Here is a 16,861-nt window from a genome sequence, read left to right as displayed (position 1 = left end):
TCGAGTACCGGAGCGGAATGTACTTTAGGGTACATGAGCACCGGAGCACAGGAAATTGCCATTTGCAGCCAGACCAGACGGTTTTTAAAGGGAGGTTCTGGCGCGCAAAGCTGCAGCCAGTGTGCCCTCGTCCAGATAATCCAATTCACCACCAACCGGTACACCATGCGCAAGACGGGTGATCTTCACATCCATGCCGTCGAGCTGATCAGTAATATAATGCGCTGTGGTCTGCCCTTCGACCGTGGCATTGACCGCAAGAATAATCTCTTTGATCTCACCGCCGGTGACGCGCTCGATCAGACCTTTAATATTGAGATCATCCGGCCCCACACCATCCAGCGGTGACAGACGACCACCCAGCACATGATAGCGCACATTCATGGTGCCAGCGCGCTCAAGCGCCCAGAGATCGGATACGTCTTCAACAACGATCAGTGTGGAAGGATCACGACGCGGATCTTCGCAGACTGTGCACGGATCACTGGTATCCACATTTCCGCAACAGGAGCAGATACGCACCTTTTCTGCGGCTTCCTGCATGGCAGAGCCAAGCGGCACCAGCAATGCATCTTTCTTCTTGATCAGATGCAGCGCGGCGCGGCGTGCAGAACGGGGCCCGAGCCCCGGCACGCGGGCAAGAAGCTGGATCAGGCGTTCAATTTCAGGACCGGCGATTCGTTTTGACATAATGAAGACTTAAAACATACAGAGCTTATGACAATCTGATTTTATCAAATTGTCGCTCTGATCTTTTGCATGAACGCGTATCTGATCCGAAAACCGCTTCGCACTTTTCGGGATACGCTTAAAGCCCGAATAGAATCGAGCGTTAATTTATAATCACATGATGTATGGATAATCTGTCGCTTTAGAACGGCAGCTTCATGCCCGGAGGGATTGGCAGACCGGCGGTCAGCGCCTGTGTCTTTTCAGCCATCATCGCCTCCAGCTTGGCTTTTGCATCATTATGCGCAGCGATAATCAGGTCTTCCAGAATTTCGCCTTCGCCTTCTTTGAGCAGCGACAGATCAATTTTCAGACTAGTCAATGTGCCTTTGCCGAGCAATGTCAGGCTGACCAGACCACCACCGGAAGTAGCGCTGACTTCCATCTGCGCGATTTCTTCCTGCATAGCCTGCATTTTGGCCTGCATTTCTTTTGCTTTGCTCAGCATCCCCATCATGTCACGCATGTGGCAGAACTCCTCGAATTACTCTTTTTCAATAAATGGTTCACAGCCTCGGTCGTTTCAACCGCAGCTAAAATTAATCGTCATCATCCAAATCGCCGCTATCCACACCCGGATCCGGCATTTGCATCTCCAGATCCGCATCATCATCCGGCGTGGTGATACGCACGTCGATGATTTTTGCACCCGGAAATTTCGCAAGGATCGCCGCTACATCCGGATCAGCGCGGGCATCTGTTACCAGTTCCTCGCGCCGCGCGGTTTCAACTTCAGCCACAGTCTGGCCACCGCCGTCACGCGCAACCGAGACCATCCAGCGTTCGCCCGTCCAGTCAAGCAGACGCTGCGCCATATCCGTGGCCAGTGTTTTCGGCGCATGTTCGGTCAGCGCAATTTCCATACGGTTCTGGCCGATAGAAACCAGCCGTACGAAATTCTTGACCAGCACCTTGAACTGCAGATCGCGTTTATTGCCCGCCAGATTGACGATGTCATTCAGGTCGCGGATACGCACGGCCTGCGGAGCAGGCTCTGTTTTAGGCTGGACAACGGCTTGCGGCTGCATCACTGGCTGTGCAGTTGGCTCGGCCAATCGAAGAGCGGCACCACCATTATTCTGGCGTTGAACCATTTGACCGGAAACAGCATCGGTAGATGCATAAGCTGTTGCACCACCACCGGAACCATTACCACCGCCGCCGCCTTGCGGAGCAGATGGCGCAGAGCTTCCGCCAGTATGACCATTGGCAATGGCTTTCAGCGCTTCATCCAGTGTCGGCAGATCGGCAGAATGCGCCAAACGGATCAGCAGCATTTCTGCAGCCTGCACCGGACGGGATGAGGTCTCCACCTCATGAATACCTTTGAGCAACATCTGCCAGCAGCGCGACAAAGCGCGGATCGACAATGTTTTGGCAAATTCAGCACCACGCACACGCTCATCTTCCGACAGCGACATATCCTGCGCCACTTCCGGTGTGAAACGCAGACGTGTGACCAGATGGTTGAAATCCGCAAGATCGCTCAGCACAACCGAAGGATCAGCACCCACATCATATTGCGCGCGGAATTCTTTTAGCACACCCGCAACGTCACCGCGCATCAGCATTTCAAACAAGTCGATAATACGCGCACGGTCGGCAAGACCGAGCATTTCGCGCACCGTCTGACTGTCTACTGTGCCGTTGCCATGGGCAATCGCCTGATCGAGAATCGACAGGCTGTCGCGCGCAGAGCCTTCACCGGCACGGGCAATCATCGCCAGTGCTGTGTCGTCAGCCTGCACATTTTCAAAGCCGGTAATCTTGCGCAGCAGACTGGTCAATGTGCCGGATTCAATACGGCGCAGGTCAAAACGCTGACAGCGCGACAGAACGGTAATCGGAACTTTGCGGATTTCTGTGGTCGCGAAAATAAACTTCACATGCGGCGGCGGCTCTTCCAAGGTCTTCAACAGGCCGTTGAATGCCTGATTGGAGAGCATATGCACTTCGTCGATGATATAGACTTTGTAACGGGCAGAAACCGGACGGTAGCGCACCTGTTCAATAATCTCACGAATATCATCAATACCGGTATGTGAGGCAGCATCCATTTCGATCACATCGACATGGCGGCCTTCCATAATCGCCTGACAATGCTCACCCAATTCGGTCAGATGCACACTCGGCTGATCAATAGTATCGGTTTTATAATTCAGGCCGCGCGCCAGAATACGCGCCGTTGTGGTCTTACCCACCCCGCGCACACCGGTCAGCATCCATGCCTGCGCAATGCGTCCTGCTTCAAAAGCATTGGTCAGGGTGCGCACCATCGGCTCCTGACCATAAAGATCATCAAAATTCTGCGGGCGGTATTTACGGGCGAGAACGCGGTAGGCGTTGTCTGCCGGTTTATTATCCATGGATTTCGCGCGCTCCTTCAGATCCCGTCTTTAAAGCATTTCCAGCAAAAGTGGGAACCGGTTTTGCGTAGGATAATGCGTAAAACAATAATTAGAGCGGTTCCAACAGTTCATCACAACTGGAACTGCTCTAAGCTCCACTGCTGTAGCACAGATCATCAGCCGATTGAAAACAGAAAGCGGTCTCACGGAAAACTTAGCTTTTCCGTGCACAACAATCTGGATTTCAGGGGAGAAAAAGGTGGGAGGCTGGCACGATGACCCGTGCCGAGCTCGTTAGGGCTGCTTCCTTCCGGACCTGACCCGGTTGGCGAGTGGTCCGTCCACCACCAACCTCCCGCGCTCCATATCGGAAATTTGAACACAAAATGCAAGGCTCAAATCAGCTGAGATAAAAAAATATAGATTATTTTCATGCATTTTATGTTTGAATAGTTCCAGACTAGAGCGCCATGTGCCAGACTTGGCGCACAAAGGTCGCTCTAACACATTAAAATTAGAACATAATTCCTTAAACTGATCCAAATTTAAGAAGTTATGTTCTAGTCAAAACCAGCTTTCAAAACTGCCGGACAAGAACAATATTTCTCAAAAAGGCACCGCATCATGCCAGATTTCGCCCTCGATCAACGCCTGCAAAATGACAGTTTTCCTATCGGCCCGCTTGGCCTGTGCCAGCTTTTACTGATGAATGACAAGCGTTGGCCATGGCTGATCCTTGTGCCGCAGCGCGCAGATATGTCTGAGATTCACGAGCTAACGCCGCTCGATCAAACCATGCTCAGCTTTGAGACTTCGATGGTTGCTGAAGCCATGAAATCCGCGACCGGCTGCGAGAAAATTAACAGCGGTGCGCTCGGCAATATTGTCCGTCAACTGCATATTCACATTATTGCACGCAACAGCGGTGATGCGGCATGGCCGGGTCCGGTCTGGGGGCATGGCACGCGCGAGCCTTATACGGACGAAGAAGCCAGCAAGCTGATCAGTGATTTACGCGCCCGTCTTTCTGCCTGAGTTTATCACATGACAGATAACAGCCATGGTCTTGGCTTTGCCGGCAGGACACTTGCCCCGCAGGCAGAGAAACGGGACGAAACAAGTTTAGCCAAAGCGTTGGCTGATCCCGGTGCGCAATTTCTGCTTTTTGCCGGCAACAAAATTATTTTGAAACAAGGCGCACCGGAACACCGTGCCTTGTTCAGCCATGCGGAGCGTCGCGCCCTGCAAAATGGCTCGGATTTATCTGCCGGCGACAATCTGATTTTGCTGGGTGATGCAGAGGGCATTGCCTATTTTGCACTCGACACCGGTCTGGACGCGGAGGCACTTCCTGCGCCTTACGAAGCTTCGGAATATCGCGCGCTCTATACGCATCATCTTTTGCCACCTGCGCTGAGTGGTATGGTAGCGCAAGGGGCTGCGCTACTTGCATGGCATAAAACCCATCGCTTTTGCGGGCGTTGCGGCAACCGGACAGAAATGCGGATCGGCGGTTTCAAACGGGTGTGTATCTCCTGCAATGCCGAGCATTTTCCACGCACTGATCCGGTGGTGATTATGCTGGTCACCCGCAAAACCGACAGCGGCGACACGTGTCTGCTTGCGCGAAGCCCGCATTTTGCTCCGCTGACCTATTCCTGCCTTGCCGGTTTTGTGGAGCCGGGTGAGACGATTGAAAATGCTGTCCGGCGTGAAGTGCGCGAAGAATCAGGGCTACCCGTCGGACAGGTCACCTATCACGCCAGCCAGCCATGGCCGTTTCCCTATTCCCTGATGATCGGTTGTTTCGCACAGAGCCTGTCTGATGAGATAAATCTTGACCATGACGAACTGGAAGACGGGCGCTGGTTTACCCGTGAGGAGGCAAGAGCCATGTTGGATAATGTCCATAAGCAAGACCTACGCACACCGCCTGCCGGTGCAATCGCCAGCGCGCTGATACGCCATTGGGTAGAGTGTTCAGACAAATAAAAAAGCGCCGGATCACTCCGGCGCTTTTTCAAACTGTTAAAATTTGGCTTACTCAGCTGCTAGCAATTGCTTACTTTTATTCCTTTGCAAGCAAACGCTTGCGGTTATTCATTTGCAAGCAAACGCTTGCGGTTATTCTGCTGCTAGCAGTTGCTTGCGGTTTTCACTGCCCGGATAAACACCGACAATACGTACTTCCTTGGTGAAGAAGGCCAGCTCTTCCAATGCCAGCTGCACGGAACGGTCATCCGGATGACCTTCAATATCCGCATAGAACTGCGTGGCCATGAAAGTACCGCCAATCTGGTAGCTTTCCAGCTTGGTCATGTTGATGCCATTGGTCGCAAAACCGCCCATCGCCTTATAAAGCGCCGCCGGAACGTTGCGCACGCGGAATACAAAAGTCGTCACCATCAGCTCATCCGGTGACTTGCGCGGTGCCCATTGTTCCTGCTTGGACAGCACAACAAAGCGCGTAATATTGTTTTCCGCGTCTTCGACATTGTTCTGCAAAATCTCAAGACCATAGAGCTCAGCAGCCAGCAATGGTGCTAAGGCCGCTTTGCTCTTATCGCCCAGATCAGCCACCTGACGGGCAGCGCCTGCGGTATCACCGGCAATCACCGGTTTCCAGCCATTGCCGCGAATGATTTTCCGGCATTGCCCCAGCGCATGAATATGGCTGTGAACGCTCTTAATGTCTTCCTTTTTGGTACCAGGAAGCACCATCAGCTGAAAATGGATCGGCAGGAAATATTCGCCGATAATATGCAGGCGCGATTCAGGCAAAAGATGATGAATATCCGCGACACGACCGGCCAGCGTATTTTCAATCGGAATCATTGCCAGATCGGCTTCACCATTTTCAACGGCATTAAATGCATCTTCAAAAGTCGCACATGGCAGCGGCTCCATCGTCGGAAACATATTGCGGCAGGCCGTATCGGAATTTGCTCCCGGTTCACCCTGAAACGATATTTTATTGGTCTTCGCTGCCATTTTGGTGCCTTTGACTATTTATAAAATGCTTTTCTGTTTTCCCTGAATTTCAGCGGGACAGAAACTGACGCGCCTTTTCCAGATCTTCCGGTGTATCCACACCGAGCGGGAAGGATTGAACCACTTCCACATCGATTCGCATACCCGCTTCCAGAGCCCGCAGCTGTTCCAGTTTTTCGCGCAATTCCAGAACCGAAGGCCCGAGCGCGACAAATTTTTCCAGTGCCGCACGGCGATAGGCGTAAAGACCGATATGATGGTAAAGCGGACCATCACCATAAGGTGCTGTAGCGCGGGTAAAATAAAGTGCGCGCAGTTTATTGGCACCGGCCAGAGGCGAGCCGACAATTTTCACCACATTCGGATTGGTCTTTTCTTGGATATCGCTGATCTCAACACCAAGAGTGGCGATATCCGCAGGCCCGTCAATCAGCGGCTGCAAAGCGGTTTTAATCAGTGCCGGATCGATCACTGGCAGGTCACCCTGCACATTGATAACCGCATCAAATTCTTTATTCGGATCAATAAGTTGCAAAGCCTCATAAATTCTGTCCGATCCGGATTCATGATCGCTGCGTGTCATCACCGCCTCAAGACCATGCGCCTCGACAGCCGCTTTAATCTCTGCACTATCCGTTGCAACAACCACACGTCCCAGACCGGATGCAGCTGCGCGCTCGGCCACATGCACGATCATCGGCTTTCCGGCAATGTCAGCCAACGGCTTACCCGGAAGACGGGTTGAAGCCATGCGGGCGGGTATCAGGATCAGTGATTTAAACGGCTTAGACATCGCTATTCATCCGAAAGTGTCAAAAAGTCACGGGTACTGCAGTTCTTATAGGTGTTGCCAGCGCCAAGTAAAAGACCTAGTTTCCGGCGAAAGTCAGCAATGGAGGGCAACCCTCCCCTAAGACGTATCAATAATTACCGCCAAGCTAAAGGCGTTGGGGAAGAGGAGCGCTAGCGGCCACATGGAATCGTCTCAGTCCAACAAGTTTATCATGGCCTTTCTGGCCACAGTTTTTGTTGTAATGACTATTGGTATTTCATCCGATGCGATTTTCTCGACCTCGCATCCTGAAAAAGCCGGTTATGAAATTGCAGCTGCAGAAAGCGGCGCACCGGCAGCCGGTGGCAAGGAAGCAGCCGTTGCTGTTCCGATTGCAACTTTGCTGGCATCAGCTGATCCTGCACGCGGTGCAACAGTGTTCAAACGCTGTGCAGCCTGTCATACGAGTGAAAAAGGCGGCGCAAATAAAGTCGGTCCGCATCTCTGGGATGTTGTGAACCGTCCGATGGCGACCGTTGAAGGTTTCAGCTATTCCGCAGCCATGAAAGAATTTTCACAGGGCGGCAAAGAAGTCTGGGATTATGAGCATCTCAATAAGTTCCTGACCTCGCCAAAAGGCTATATCAAAGGCACAGCTATGGGCTTTGCCGGCGACAAAAAAGACAATGAACGCGCTGATCTGATTGCTTATCTGCGCTCGCTGTCTGATAATCCTGCGCCGCTGCCTGCACCGGAAGCTGCCGCTCCCGCTGAAGCACCAAAACCAGCAGAAGAAAAGCCTGCTGAAGCTCCGGCTGCACCGGCAACAGAAACTCCGGCACCTGCCGCACCGGAAGCACCGGCAACGCAGCCCGCCAACTGATCTTAAGATCAATTGAATATTATCAAGCCGGGCTTAATGCCCGGCTTTTATTTTGAAGGAAAATGTCTCATGTCTGATGAACCAATTGTACGCGACAGCAACGGCACCCAGTTGCAGGACGGTGACTCTGTCACCCTCATCAAAGACCTCAAAGTCAAAGGCACATCTGAAACTATCAAGCGTGGCACCTTGGTGAAAAATGTCCGCCTCAACGGTCGTGACGGTGAAGTTGAATGCAACACCAAACAGGTCAAAGGCCTGGTTCTGAAAACCGAATTCGTCAAAAAAGCCTGATTATTACAAAGATTTAATCCGCCACTTCCGATTTTTGCTCTGCTTCTGCCGGCTTTCCCTTTTAATTCATACAGGGATCATTAAAGTGGAAGCTTATTCTTGTGAGCAAACTATCGGGTGGCGGAATGAAAACAGCATTGCGGATTATGCTTCTTGCAGGTTTGGGGCTGTATAGCAGCCTCGCTTCCGCTCAGGATTTGCCATGGCGCCATGCCAACAGCCTGACAGGTGAGCCTAAATATGCCGCAGGCTTTAAACATTACGATTACGTCAATCCTGATGCGCCTAAAGGCGGCACACTCAATCAGGTTGCTGTCGGCTCATTTGATACGCTGAACCCCTATGTGGTGCAGGGTGTTGCGGCTGCCGGTCTCGCCAATTTCGGCGGCGGAATGCTCTATGACACGCTGATGGATCAGTCGATGGATCAGAGCTCTACATCCTACGGAATGGTTGCCGAAGCCATGCAATATCCGGATGATTTTTCCTGGGTAAAATTCCGCATCAATCCGAAAGCCGCATGGCATGACAAGACCCCGATTACTGTGGAAGATGTGATCTGGTCATTCGAGACGCTGAAAAAACAATCCCCGCTCTATAACCGCTATTATGCTGATGTCGTCAAAGCCGAAAAAACCGGCGACACTGAAGTCACCTTCACCTTTGACAAAAGTGGTAACCGCGAATTGCCAAGTATTATGGGTGATCTCGTCGTGTTGCCGAAACATTGGTGGCAAGGCAAAGATAAAAACGGCAAACAGCGTGATATCAGCCGCCCGACACTTGAAATTCCGCTCGGCTCCGGCGCTTATAAAATCGCTTCCGTTAATCCGGGCAAATCCATTATCTGGCAGCGCGCAGAGGATTACTGGGGCAAAGACCAGCCGACCCATATCGGACGTAATAATTTCGATCAAGTCAAATACGAATATTTTCTGAATAATGACGCGACATGGGAAGCCTTCAAAAAAGGCGGCATCTATGATTTCCGGCTGGAAAACATGGCGCAGCGCTGGAAAGAACAATATAATTTTCCGGCTGTGGAGCGTGGGGATGTCATCAAAGCCAGTTTCCCGTTTCATGCGGCAGGGCGTATGCAGGGCGCATTCCTCAACACCAGAAAAGCAAAGTTTCAGGATATTCGTGTCCGTGAAGCACTCAACTGGGTGTTTGATTTTGAAAGCATGAACCGCCTGTTGTTTTTCAACCAGTATAAGCGGATTGAAAGCTATTTTGCCGGTATTGATCTGGCCTCATCCGGTCTGCCTTCCCCTGAGGAGCTGAAAATTCTGGAAACCGTGCGTGGAGAAATTCCGGATGCTGTTTTCACCAAGCCGTATAAGCTACCGGTCTTCGATACACCGCAGGCCATGCGTACCAATCTGCGCCATGCCATTGATCTGTTTGCACAGGTCGGCTGGGTGGTGAAAGACGGCAAGCTCACTAATGACAAAGGCGAAGTCTTTACCCTCGAATTCCTGACCAACAATCCGAACGAAGAGCGCGTCGTTAATCCGTACATCAATAATCTGCGCCGTGTTGGCATCAATGCGTCGTTGCGCGTTGTTGATGATGCGCAATATCAGGCGCGGCTAAGTGACTTCGATTACGATATCATCACCACAGTTGTGGCGCAGAGCCAGTCTCCCGGCAATGAACAGCGGGAAATGTGGAGTACCAAGTCTGCCGATCTGAAAGGCAGCAAAAACTATGCCGGTATTAAAAATCCAGCCATCGACAAGCTGATCGACCACGTTGTCTATGCCAAAGACCACGATGAGCTGGTCGCGGCCACCCGTGCTCTCGACCGTGTGCTGCTGTGGAACTATTACACTGTACCGCAATGGTATTCCGATACGATCAATGTTGCCTATTGGAACAAGTTCGGCCTGCCGGATAAACAGCCGGATTATGCAGGGATTGACCCTTTCTCCTGGTGGATAAAACAAAAACCATAAAATGGCTCACTCTGGTTTGGTCTTGTATTTTGACTCGCATTTTTTGAGTTTGATGCCCAACCGGATCTTAACCACAAGGCAGGAGGCGTATTATGGCAGAGGGTATGATAAACAGGCGCAAACTGATGATACTCGGCGGAGCAGCAACATTCAGCGCTGCTCTGCCCTTACGTGCCAAAGCGCAAGACGGTGCGAAGACTGCGGTTCACGGACTAGCCGTATTTGACGATCTGAAATATCCGGCCGGTTTCAGCCATTTTGATTATATCAATCCGCAGGCACCCAAAGGCGGAAGCTTTAATTTCTCTGTCAATGAATGGACGCTTAATCAGGCACCCGACACCTTCAACACGCTCAACACTTTTTCAGCGCTGGGTGATGCCCCGCCACGAATGGAATCCTGCTTTGACAGTCTGATGACCCGTTCGCTGGACGAAGCGGATGCAGTTTACGGGTTGCTCGCAGAAAGTGTGACTGTCAGTGATGACGGTACAAGCTATATTTTCAAACTGCGCGAACAGGCGCGTTTTCACGACAATACACCGGTGACCGCGCATGACGCGGCTTTCAGCTATAATCTGCTCAAAGAAAAAGGACATCCTGCTCTGCGGCTACTGCTCGCCAAAATGGAAAGTGCAGTTGCGGACGATGATTATCATCTGCGCCTGACACTCAAAGGAGAAAATGCCGGACAAAACCGTCGACTCATCATCAGCATGGCTACCTTACCTGTACTCTCAAAAGCCTATTACACCGAACATAAATTCGATGGAAACAGCTTGAATATCCCGCTCAGTTCCGGAGCCTATAAAGTTGGTGCGCTCTCAGCCGGACAATATATCGAATATCAGCGTAATGAAGATTACTGGGCTAAAGACCTCAATGTGAATATCGGATGCAATAATTTTGACCGTATCCGCATTGAGTTTTTCCGTGATCGGCAGCCCGCTTTCGAAGCTTTTAAAAAGGGTATTCTCGACTGGCGCGCGGAAAGCGTTGCGAAATCATGGGCCAATGATTACGATTTCACTGCGGTGCAGAGTGGCAAAATTATCCGCAACCGTTTTCCTGCATGGAAAATTCCGTCAATGCAAAGCTGGGCGCTTAATCAGCGCCGCGAGCGTTTTCGCGATCCGCGGGTACGGGAAGCAATCGGGCTGTGCTTTGATTTCGAGTGGAGCAACCGTAACCTGTTCAGTGATCTGTATCAGCGGCAGCAATCCAGTTTCAGCAATTCCGCCTTTGAGGCACAAGGCAAAGCATCCCCTGAGGAGCAGGCTGTTATCACTCGCCATGCGGGTTTGATGGATAATGCCGCCCGCACAGCACTGCTCGATGATCCTGTCACTATGCCGGTCACAGACGGCAGTGGCCGCAACCGTGAACAACTGCGCCGTGCGGCGGAACTGATGAAAGCGGCCGGATATCAGCGTAAAGGCCAATGGCTGATTGATCAAAGTGGTCAGGTTTTTACGCTGGAAATTCTCAACAATTCTGACGGTTTTAACCGTGTCTATAATCCGATGATCAAAAATCTTCAGGCGATAGGGATTAATGCGGAAGTGCGTATGGCTGAAGCCGCGACCTATCAGAAGCGCTTGCTTGATTTTGACTATGACATGATCGGCTTTGCTTCCAGTTCGTCCGCAACACCGGACAGAGCCGCCCTCGCGATCATGTATGGTTCTGAAAGTGTCAGCCTGCCGGGATCGCAGAACTATACCGGCACAAGCAGCCCTTTAATTGACGCATTACTGGATGATGTGGCACAGGCTGACAATCGCGATAATATGACTGCAATTATCCGCGTACTCGACCGGTTGCTTCGCTATCGACGCGACTGGATTCCCTGCTGGTCAGCAGGCGGCAAGCTGATCGCCTATTGGGACAAATTCGGCATGACAGATTCCCCACCTTATGGCGGTTATCCGGAATTTTACTGGTGGTATGATCACGAGAAAGCCGCGCAGCTTGGTAAAACATAATTCAGCACTTTGCATTAAACTGTCAAAAGACAATAAAAAACAAACAGGATTATACAACTGATGGGCGCTTATATTCTCCGACGCCTGCTGCTCATGATTCCAACCATTTTCGGCATCATGGCCATTTCTTTTGCCGTCATTCAGTTTGCCCCCGGCGGCCCCGTAGAGCGTGTGATTGCGCAATTGCAGGGACAGGGCGGCGATGCCATGGACAGGCTCTCAGGCGGAGGCGCTGATGCAGGCGCAATATCAATGGACAGCGGTGGCTCCTCGAAATATCGTGGCGCACAGGGGCTTGATCCTGAATTTATCGCCAGCCTCGAAAAGCAGTTCGGTTTTGACAAACCGCCGCTGGAACGTTTCGGCCTGATGCTGTGGAACTATGCCCGTTTCGACTTCGGACACTCCTATTTCCGCGATATTGAAGTGCTTGATCTGATTAAGGAAAAGCTACCGGTTTCGATTTCACTCGGCCTGTGGCTCACCCTGATTTCCTATATGATTTCTATTCCGCTCGGGATTCTCAAAGCCGTGCGCGACGGTTCACGTTTTGACGTCTGGACCAGCGCGGTGATTATTGTCGGCTATGCTATTCCGAGTTTTCTTTTCGCTATCATGCTGATCGTGCTGTTTGCAGGCGGCTCATTCTTCGACTGGTTTCCGCTGCGCGGCCTGACTTCGCCGGACTTTGATCAAATGAGCCTGTGGGGCAAAATCACAGACTATATATGGCATATGGCGCTGCCGGTGCTGGCGCTGGTGCTGTCTGCTTTTGCGACCACCACCCTGCTTACCAAAAACTCGTTTCTGGAAGAAATCCGCAAACAATATGTCACCACAGCACGCGCCAAGGGCCTGACAGAACGGCAGGTGCTTTACGGCCATGTGTTCCGTAATGCGATGCTGATTGTGATTGCCGGTTTCCCCGGTGCGTTTATCACCGCCTTCTTCACTGGCTCGCTGTTGATTGAAACCATCTTCTCGCTCGACGGTCTCGGCCTGCTTGGCTATCAGTCCGTTCTCAATCGTGATTATCCTGTGGTCTTTGCCAATCTGTTTATCTTCTCGCTGATCGGCCTGCTGGTCGGCCTGCTCTCCGACCTCACTTATACGTGGATTGATCCGCGTATTGATTTTGACCGGAGGGATGTGTGATGAGCGATATCACAGCAACCGCTCCTGCGCGCGTGAAACGCCCGTTTCTGTCGCCGCTTAACCAGCGACGCTGGCGCAATTTCAAGGCCAACCGGCGCGGCTGGTGGTCACTGTGGATTTTTCTGTTTCTGTTTGTAACCTCGCTCTTTGCTGAATTTATCGCCAATGACAAACCGATACTGGTTTCCTACAAGAGCGAAATTCTTATGCCGGTGCTGGTTGATTATCCGGAAGAGAAATTCGGCGGTTTCTATGCGGTCACCGACTATCGCGACCCCGTGATACAAGACGAGATTAACCAAAACGGCTGGGCAATCTGGCCGCCGGTTCGTTATTCCTACCGCACCGTGAATAATGAAATTCCGGAAGCCGCACCGTCCAAACCATTCTGGCTGATGTCGAAGGAACAGCGCTGCGCGCGCTATGCGGAAGGCGTCAATGATCCGAACTGCACCATCGGCAATATGAATTGGCTCGGCACTGACGATCAGGCACGCGATGTGTTTGCCCGTGCGCTCTACGGGTTCCGTATTTCCGTGCTGTTCGGCCTCATCCTTACCGCCTTTTCCGGTGTAATCGGTGTGACCGCCGGTGCGGTACAGGGCTATTTCGGCGGCTGGGTTGATCTGATTTTCCAGCGCTTCATCGAAATCTGGTCGTCGATACCGGTGCTCTATCTGCTTCTGATCATCGCTGCCATTCTGCCGCCCGGCTTCTGGGTGCTGCTGTTTATAATGCTGCTGTTCTCATGGGTTGCCTTTGTCGGCGTTGTTCGTGCCGAATTCCTGCGCGCCCGTAACTTTGAATATGTGAATGCGGCACGCTCGCTGGGCGTCAATAACCGCACCATCATGTGGCGGCATCTGCTGCCCAACGCGATGGTCGCAACCCTGACCTTCCTGCCATTCATTCTCAACGGCTCAATCACCACACTGACCTCACTCGACTTCCTCGGTTTTGGTCTGCCGCCAGGCTCGGCGTCGCTTGGTGAAATGCTGGCACAGGGTAAGAATAATCTTCAGGCACCATGGCTTGGTATAACCGGCTTTGTGGTTATCTCGCTGATGCTGTCGCTGCTGATCTTTGTCGGTGAAGCAGTGCGTGATGCCTTTGATCCGCGAAAGGCTTTTAAATGAGTTCCCATGAAAAAGCCGAAGTGCTGTTGAGTGTCCGCGATCTGTCGATTGCCTTTCATCAGGATGGTCAGGACAGGATTGCTGTCGATCATATCTCCTTCGACATACACAAAGGCGAAACCGTCGCTCTGGTGGGGGAATCCGGCTCGGGTAAATCCATCTCCGCTTTGTCGGTGCTGAAACTGCTGCCCTACCCCTCCGCCAGTCATCCGTCCGGTCAGATCCTCTTTGAGGGTGCAGACATGCTGACCATGCCGGAAAACAAACTGCGCGGTGTTCGCGGCAATGACATTGCCATGATCTTTCAGGAGCCAATGACCTCGCTCAACCCGTTGCATGTGGTTGAACGTCAGATTAGTGAGATCTTGCGTCTGCATCAGGGCATGGGCGAAAAACAGGCGCGCGCACGGACACTGGAACTGCTCCATGAAGTTGGTATCCGTGAACCGGAAAAACGCCTGCAATCCTATCCGCATCAGCTCTCCGGCGGGCAGCGCCAGCGTGTGATGATCGCCATGGCTCTTGCTAACAAGCCGAAACTGCTGATTGCTGATGAGCCGACGACCGCGCTTGATGTGACAGTGCAGGCACAAATTCTGCAATTGCTAGCCGAGTTAAAGCAGTCACAGGATATGTCGATGCTGTTCATCACCCATGATCTGGGTGTGGTGCGTAAGATTGCCGACCGCGTTTGCGTCATGCATCACGGTAAAATCGTGGAAAGCGGCAAGACAGAAGATATTTTCACCAATCCGCAGCATGACTATACCAAGCATTTGCTGAGCGCTGAGCCGAAAGGCGCACCATTGCCTGCGCAGAATGATGCACCGCTGGTGATGAGCGGTGAGGATATCAAAGTCTGGTTTCCGATCAAAAAAGGCTTTCTGCGCAAAACCGTCGATTATGTGAAGGCCGTTGACGGTATCAATGTGGAACTGCGCGCAGGGCAAACACTGGGTGTGGTTGGTGAATCCGGCTCCGGCAAAACCACGCTTGGTTTAGCACTGTCGCGGATGATTTCGTCCAAAGGCGAAATCCGCTTTGGCGAAAAAAATATCGACCGGTTTTCCTTCAAGGATATGCGTCCGCTGCGTCGTGAAATGCAGATTGTGTTTCAGGATCCGTTCGGTTCGCTCAGCCCGCGCATGTCGGTTGCAGAGATTATCGCCGAGGGATTGCAGGTGCATGAGCCTAAACTCTCGGCTGACGAGCGCGATGATAAAGTCGTTGCCGCTTTGCATGAGGTTAATCTCGATCCGGAAAGCCGCTTCCGTTATCCGCACGAGTTTTCCGGCGGTCAGCGCCAGCGCATTGCCATCGCCCGTGCCATGGTGCTCAATCCGCGTTTTGTGATGCTGGATGAGCCGACTTCAGCTTTGGATATGAGTGTGCAGGCACAGGTTGTCGAATTGCTGCGTAATTTGCAGAAAAAACATGAATTAAGCTATCTTTTCATCAGTCACGACTTGCGCGTGGTCAAAGCCCTTGCCAATCATGTGCTTGTGATGCGCAATGGCAAAGCAGTGGAATATGGTCCGGCGGAGGAAATCTTCGGAGCGCCGAAAACCGATTACACCCGCGCATTGATGGCAGCAGCCTTCCGTTTGGAGACGGCTGAAAAGGGAGTGGTAAATCAATGAGTGCAGCAGTAAAAAATACGGGTAAAATCTATTTTGCAGCGACCGGCTGGGATCCGGAAATCTGGATCAAAGCCTTTGCCAAAGCTGCGCCGGAGCGTGAAATCGTTACTGAGGTCAAAGCCGGTGAAGAAGCATCCATTGATTATGCGCTGGTGTGGAAACAGAAACGCGGCTCGCTTGCTAATCTGCCCAATCTGAAAGTCATCTTCTCGCTCGGTGCCGGTGTGGATCATGTGTTCCATGATGATCAGGTGCCGGATCTGCCGATCGTGCGTACCGTTTCGCCTGATCTGACCATGCGCATGACCGAATATGTAGTCTGGCAGGTGCTGGATCATCATCGTCTCGGCCCTCAATATCGCGCGCAGCAGCTCAAGAAAATCTGGCGTGAAGACCGCCGTCAGCCTGCGGCCAATGAAGTCAATGTCGGGATCATGGGCTTAGGCGTTTTAGGACGTGATGCTGCCGACAAGCTGAAACATCTTGGTTTCAATGTCAGTGGCTGGAGCCGCCGCCCGCAGGATGTTGCCGGTGTGACCACCTATCACGGTAAAGACGGATTGTCCGAATTCCTCAAACAGGTTGATATTCTCGTCTGCCTGCTGCCGCTGACACCGGACACAAAAGGTATTCTGTCGATGTCTGTGTTTGGCCGCATGAAGGACGACGGTCCGCTCGGCGCGCCCATTCTGATCAATGCAGGGCGTGGCGGTTTGCAGAATGAAGCCGATATTCAGGCAGCGCTTGAACGCGGCCTGCTTTCTGCTGCCTCGCTTGATGTGTTTGAAACCGAGCCGCTGCCTGAAAACAGCCCGCTCTGGGGTAATCCGAAAATCACGATCACCCCTCATGCCGCAGCCAGTTCCTCGGCCAATGCTCTGGTGCCGGAGATTATTCGCATGATCCGCGATTATGAGCGCGATGGCACGCTGATCAATCTCGTTGACCGTGAGAAACAATATTAAGAACA

At 52.1% G+C, this 16,861-nt stretch carries 15 protein-coding genes and 1 other RNA gene; 10 read left to right on the top strand and 6 right to left on the bottom strand.

The features are described from left to right. Positions 1 to 84: 84 nt before the first annotated feature. From recR to ffs, 4 genes are all read right to left on the bottom strand, one after another. Positions 85 to 690, bottom strand: coding sequence for a recombination mediator RecR (recR, locus tag HBA93_RS09005; RefSeq protein ID WP_122006141.1), 606 nt, complete (start codon positions 688 to 690; stop codon positions 85 to 87). A 181-nt stretch (positions 691 to 871) separates the two neighbouring features. Continuing rightward, complete coding sequence (locus tag HBA93_RS09000) at positions 872 to 1,195, bottom strand: YbaB/EbfC family nucleoid-associated protein (protein WP_221723031.1); 324 nt, start codon at positions 1,193 to 1,195, stop codon at positions 872 to 874. Between the two features lie 73 nt (positions 1,196 to 1,268). After that, complete coding sequence (locus tag HBA93_RS08995; RefSeq protein WP_502910068.1) at positions 1,269 to 3,116, bottom strand: DNA polymerase III subunit gamma/tau; 1,848 nt, start codon at positions 3,114 to 3,116, stop codon at positions 1,269 to 1,271. A gap of 220 nt (positions 3,117 to 3,336) precedes the next feature. Then, an RNA gene (gene ffs / locus HBA93_RS08990) (signal recognition particle sRNA small type) lies at positions 3,337 to 3,433 on the bottom strand. A gap of 268 nt (positions 3,434 to 3,701) precedes the next feature. Here ffs and HBA93_RS08985 point away from each other — a divergent pair. Both HBA93_RS08985 and nudC read left to right on the top strand, forming a co-directional pair. Beyond that, entirely contained in the window at positions 3,702 to 4,112 is a 411-nt protein-coding gene (locus tag HBA93_RS08985; RefSeq protein WP_121992051.1) for an HIT domain-containing protein, read from the top strand. A gap of 9 nt (positions 4,113 to 4,121) precedes the next feature. Next, the gene (gene nudC, locus HBA93_RS08980; RefSeq protein WP_221723029.1) at positions 4,122 to 5,069 is read left to right on the top strand and encodes an NAD(+) diphosphatase; all 948 of its coding nucleotides are present in this window, start codon (positions 4,122 to 4,124) and stop codon (positions 5,067 to 5,069) included. Between the two features lie 132 nt (positions 5,070 to 5,201). On the opposite strand, the gene HBA93_RS08975 is transcribed toward nudC, so the two are convergent. Next, entirely contained in the window at positions 5,202 to 6,068 is an 867-nt protein-coding gene (locus HBA93_RS08975; protein WP_221723028.1) for a prephenate dehydratase, read from the bottom strand. A gap of 49 nt (positions 6,069 to 6,117) precedes the next feature. Then, on the bottom strand, positions 6,118 to 6,861 hold the full coding sequence (locus tag HBA93_RS08970; protein WP_121992054.1) for a 3-deoxy-manno-octulosonate cytidylyltransferase: 744 nt from the start codon (positions 6,859 to 6,861) through the stop codon (positions 6,118 to 6,120). Positions 6,862 to 7,042: 181 nt separating this feature from the next. Here HBA93_RS08970 and HBA93_RS08965 point away from each other — a divergent pair, with 181 nt between their 5' ends. From HBA93_RS08965 to HBA93_RS08930, 8 genes are all read left to right on the top strand, one after another. After that, positions 7,043 to 7,723: a c-type cytochrome gene (locus HBA93_RS08965; RefSeq protein ID WP_221723027.1), complete on the top strand. Its 681-nt coding sequence runs from the start codon at positions 7,043 to 7,045 to the stop codon at positions 7,721 to 7,723. A gap of 69 nt (positions 7,724 to 7,792) precedes the next feature. Further along, positions 7,793 to 8,017: an alkylphosphonate utilization protein gene (locus HBA93_RS08960; protein ID WP_028233806.1), complete on the top strand. Its 225-nt coding sequence runs from the start codon at positions 7,793 to 7,795 to the stop codon at positions 8,015 to 8,017. A 146-nt stretch (positions 8,018 to 8,163) separates the two neighbouring features. Continuing rightward, entirely contained in the window at positions 8,164 to 9,975 is a 1,812-nt protein-coding gene (locus HBA93_RS08955) for an extracellular solute-binding protein (RefSeq protein ID WP_502910067.1), read from the top strand. 92 nt (positions 9,976 to 10,067) lie between these two features. Further along, entirely contained in the window at positions 10,068 to 11,960 is a 1,893-nt protein-coding gene (locus tag HBA93_RS08950; protein WP_286201823.1) for an extracellular solute-binding protein, read from the top strand. A gap of 60 nt (positions 11,961 to 12,020) precedes the next feature. Then, complete coding sequence (locus tag HBA93_RS08945; RefSeq protein ID WP_122006133.1) at positions 12,021 to 13,115, top strand: microcin C ABC transporter permease YejB; 1,095 nt, start codon at positions 12,021 to 12,023, stop codon at positions 13,113 to 13,115. Next, the gene (locus HBA93_RS08940) at positions 13,115 to 14,251 is read left to right on the top strand and encodes an ABC transporter permease (RefSeq protein WP_221723025.1); all 1,137 of its coding nucleotides are present in this window, start codon (positions 13,115 to 13,117) and stop codon (positions 14,249 to 14,251) included. Before HBA93_RS08945 ends, HBA93_RS08940 begins: the two co-directional genes overlap by 1 nt. Next, a complete protein-coding gene (locus HBA93_RS08935; protein WP_221723024.1) occupies positions 14,248 to 15,891 on the top strand; it encodes an ABC transporter ATP-binding protein in 1,644 nt (547 codons plus the stop codon). Before HBA93_RS08940 ends, HBA93_RS08935 begins: the two co-directional genes overlap by 4 nt. Continuing rightward, positions 15,888 to 16,856 (top strand): 2-hydroxyacid dehydrogenase, encoded by a 969-nt coding sequence (locus HBA93_RS08930; protein ID WP_221723023.1) that lies wholly within the window; start codon positions 15,888 to 15,890, stop codon positions 16,854 to 16,856. Before HBA93_RS08935 ends, HBA93_RS08930 begins: the two co-directional genes overlap by 4 nt. The last annotated feature ends 5 nt before the right edge of the window (positions 16,857 to 16,861 follow it).

The organism is Ochrobactrum sp. SFR4, assembly GCF_019730395.1.
Classification (GTDB): domain Bacteria; phylum Pseudomonadota; class Alphaproteobacteria; order Rhizobiales; family Rhizobiaceae; genus Pseudochrobactrum.
Note: the sequence above shows the minus strand (reverse complement) of the source record. Positions and strands in the feature narration are given on the sequence as shown.

Excerpts from the sequence above, each read along its gene's own strand:
- recR (WP_122006141.1), bottom strand. The coding sequence starts at position 690 with ATGTCAAAACGAATCGCCGGTCCTGAAATTGAACGCCTGATCCAGCTT.
- HBA93_RS09000 (WP_221723031.1), bottom strand. The coding sequence starts at position 1,195 with ATGCGTGACATGATGGGGATGCTGAGCAAAGCAAAAGAAATGCAGGCC.
- HBA93_RS08985 (WP_121992051.1), top strand. The coding sequence starts at position 3,702 with ATGCCAGATTTCGCCCTCGATCAACGCCTGCAAAATGACAGTTTTCCT.
- nudC (WP_221723029.1), top strand. The coding sequence starts at position 4,122 with ATGACAGATAACAGCCATGGTCTTGGCTTTGCCGGCAGGACACTTGCC.
- HBA93_RS08975 (WP_221723028.1), bottom strand. The coding sequence starts at position 6,068 with ATGGCAGCGAAGACCAATAAAATATCGTTTCAGGGTGAACCGGGAGCA.
- HBA93_RS08970 (WP_121992054.1), bottom strand. The coding sequence starts at position 6,861 with ATGTCTAAGCCGTTTAAATCACTGATCCTGATACCCGCCCGCATGGCT.
- HBA93_RS08965 (WP_221723027.1), top strand. The coding sequence starts at position 7,043 with ATGGAATCGTCTCAGTCCAACAAGTTTATCATGGCCTTTCTGGCCACA.
- HBA93_RS08960 (WP_028233806.1), top strand. The coding sequence starts at position 7,793 with ATGTCTGATGAACCAATTGTACGCGACAGCAACGGCACCCAGTTGCAG.
- HBA93_RS08955 (WP_502910067.1), top strand. The coding sequence starts at position 8,164 with ATGCTTCTTGCAGGTTTGGGGCTGTATAGCAGCCTCGCTTCCGCTCAG.
- HBA93_RS08950 (WP_286201823.1), top strand. The coding sequence starts at position 10,068 with ATGGCAGAGGGTATGATAAACAGGCGCAAACTGATGATACTCGGCGGA.
- HBA93_RS08945 (WP_122006133.1), top strand. The coding sequence starts at position 12,021 with ATGGGCGCTTATATTCTCCGACGCCTGCTGCTCATGATTCCAACCATT.
- HBA93_RS08940 (WP_221723025.1), top strand. The coding sequence starts at position 13,115 with ATGAGCGATATCACAGCAACCGCTCCTGCGCGCGTGAAACGCCCGTTT.
- HBA93_RS08935 (WP_221723024.1), top strand. The coding sequence starts at position 14,248 with ATGAGTTCCCATGAAAAAGCCGAAGTGCTGTTGAGTGTCCGCGATCTG.
- HBA93_RS08930 (WP_221723023.1), top strand. The coding sequence starts at position 15,888 with ATGAGTGCAGCAGTAAAAAATACGGGTAAAATCTATTTTGCAGCGACC.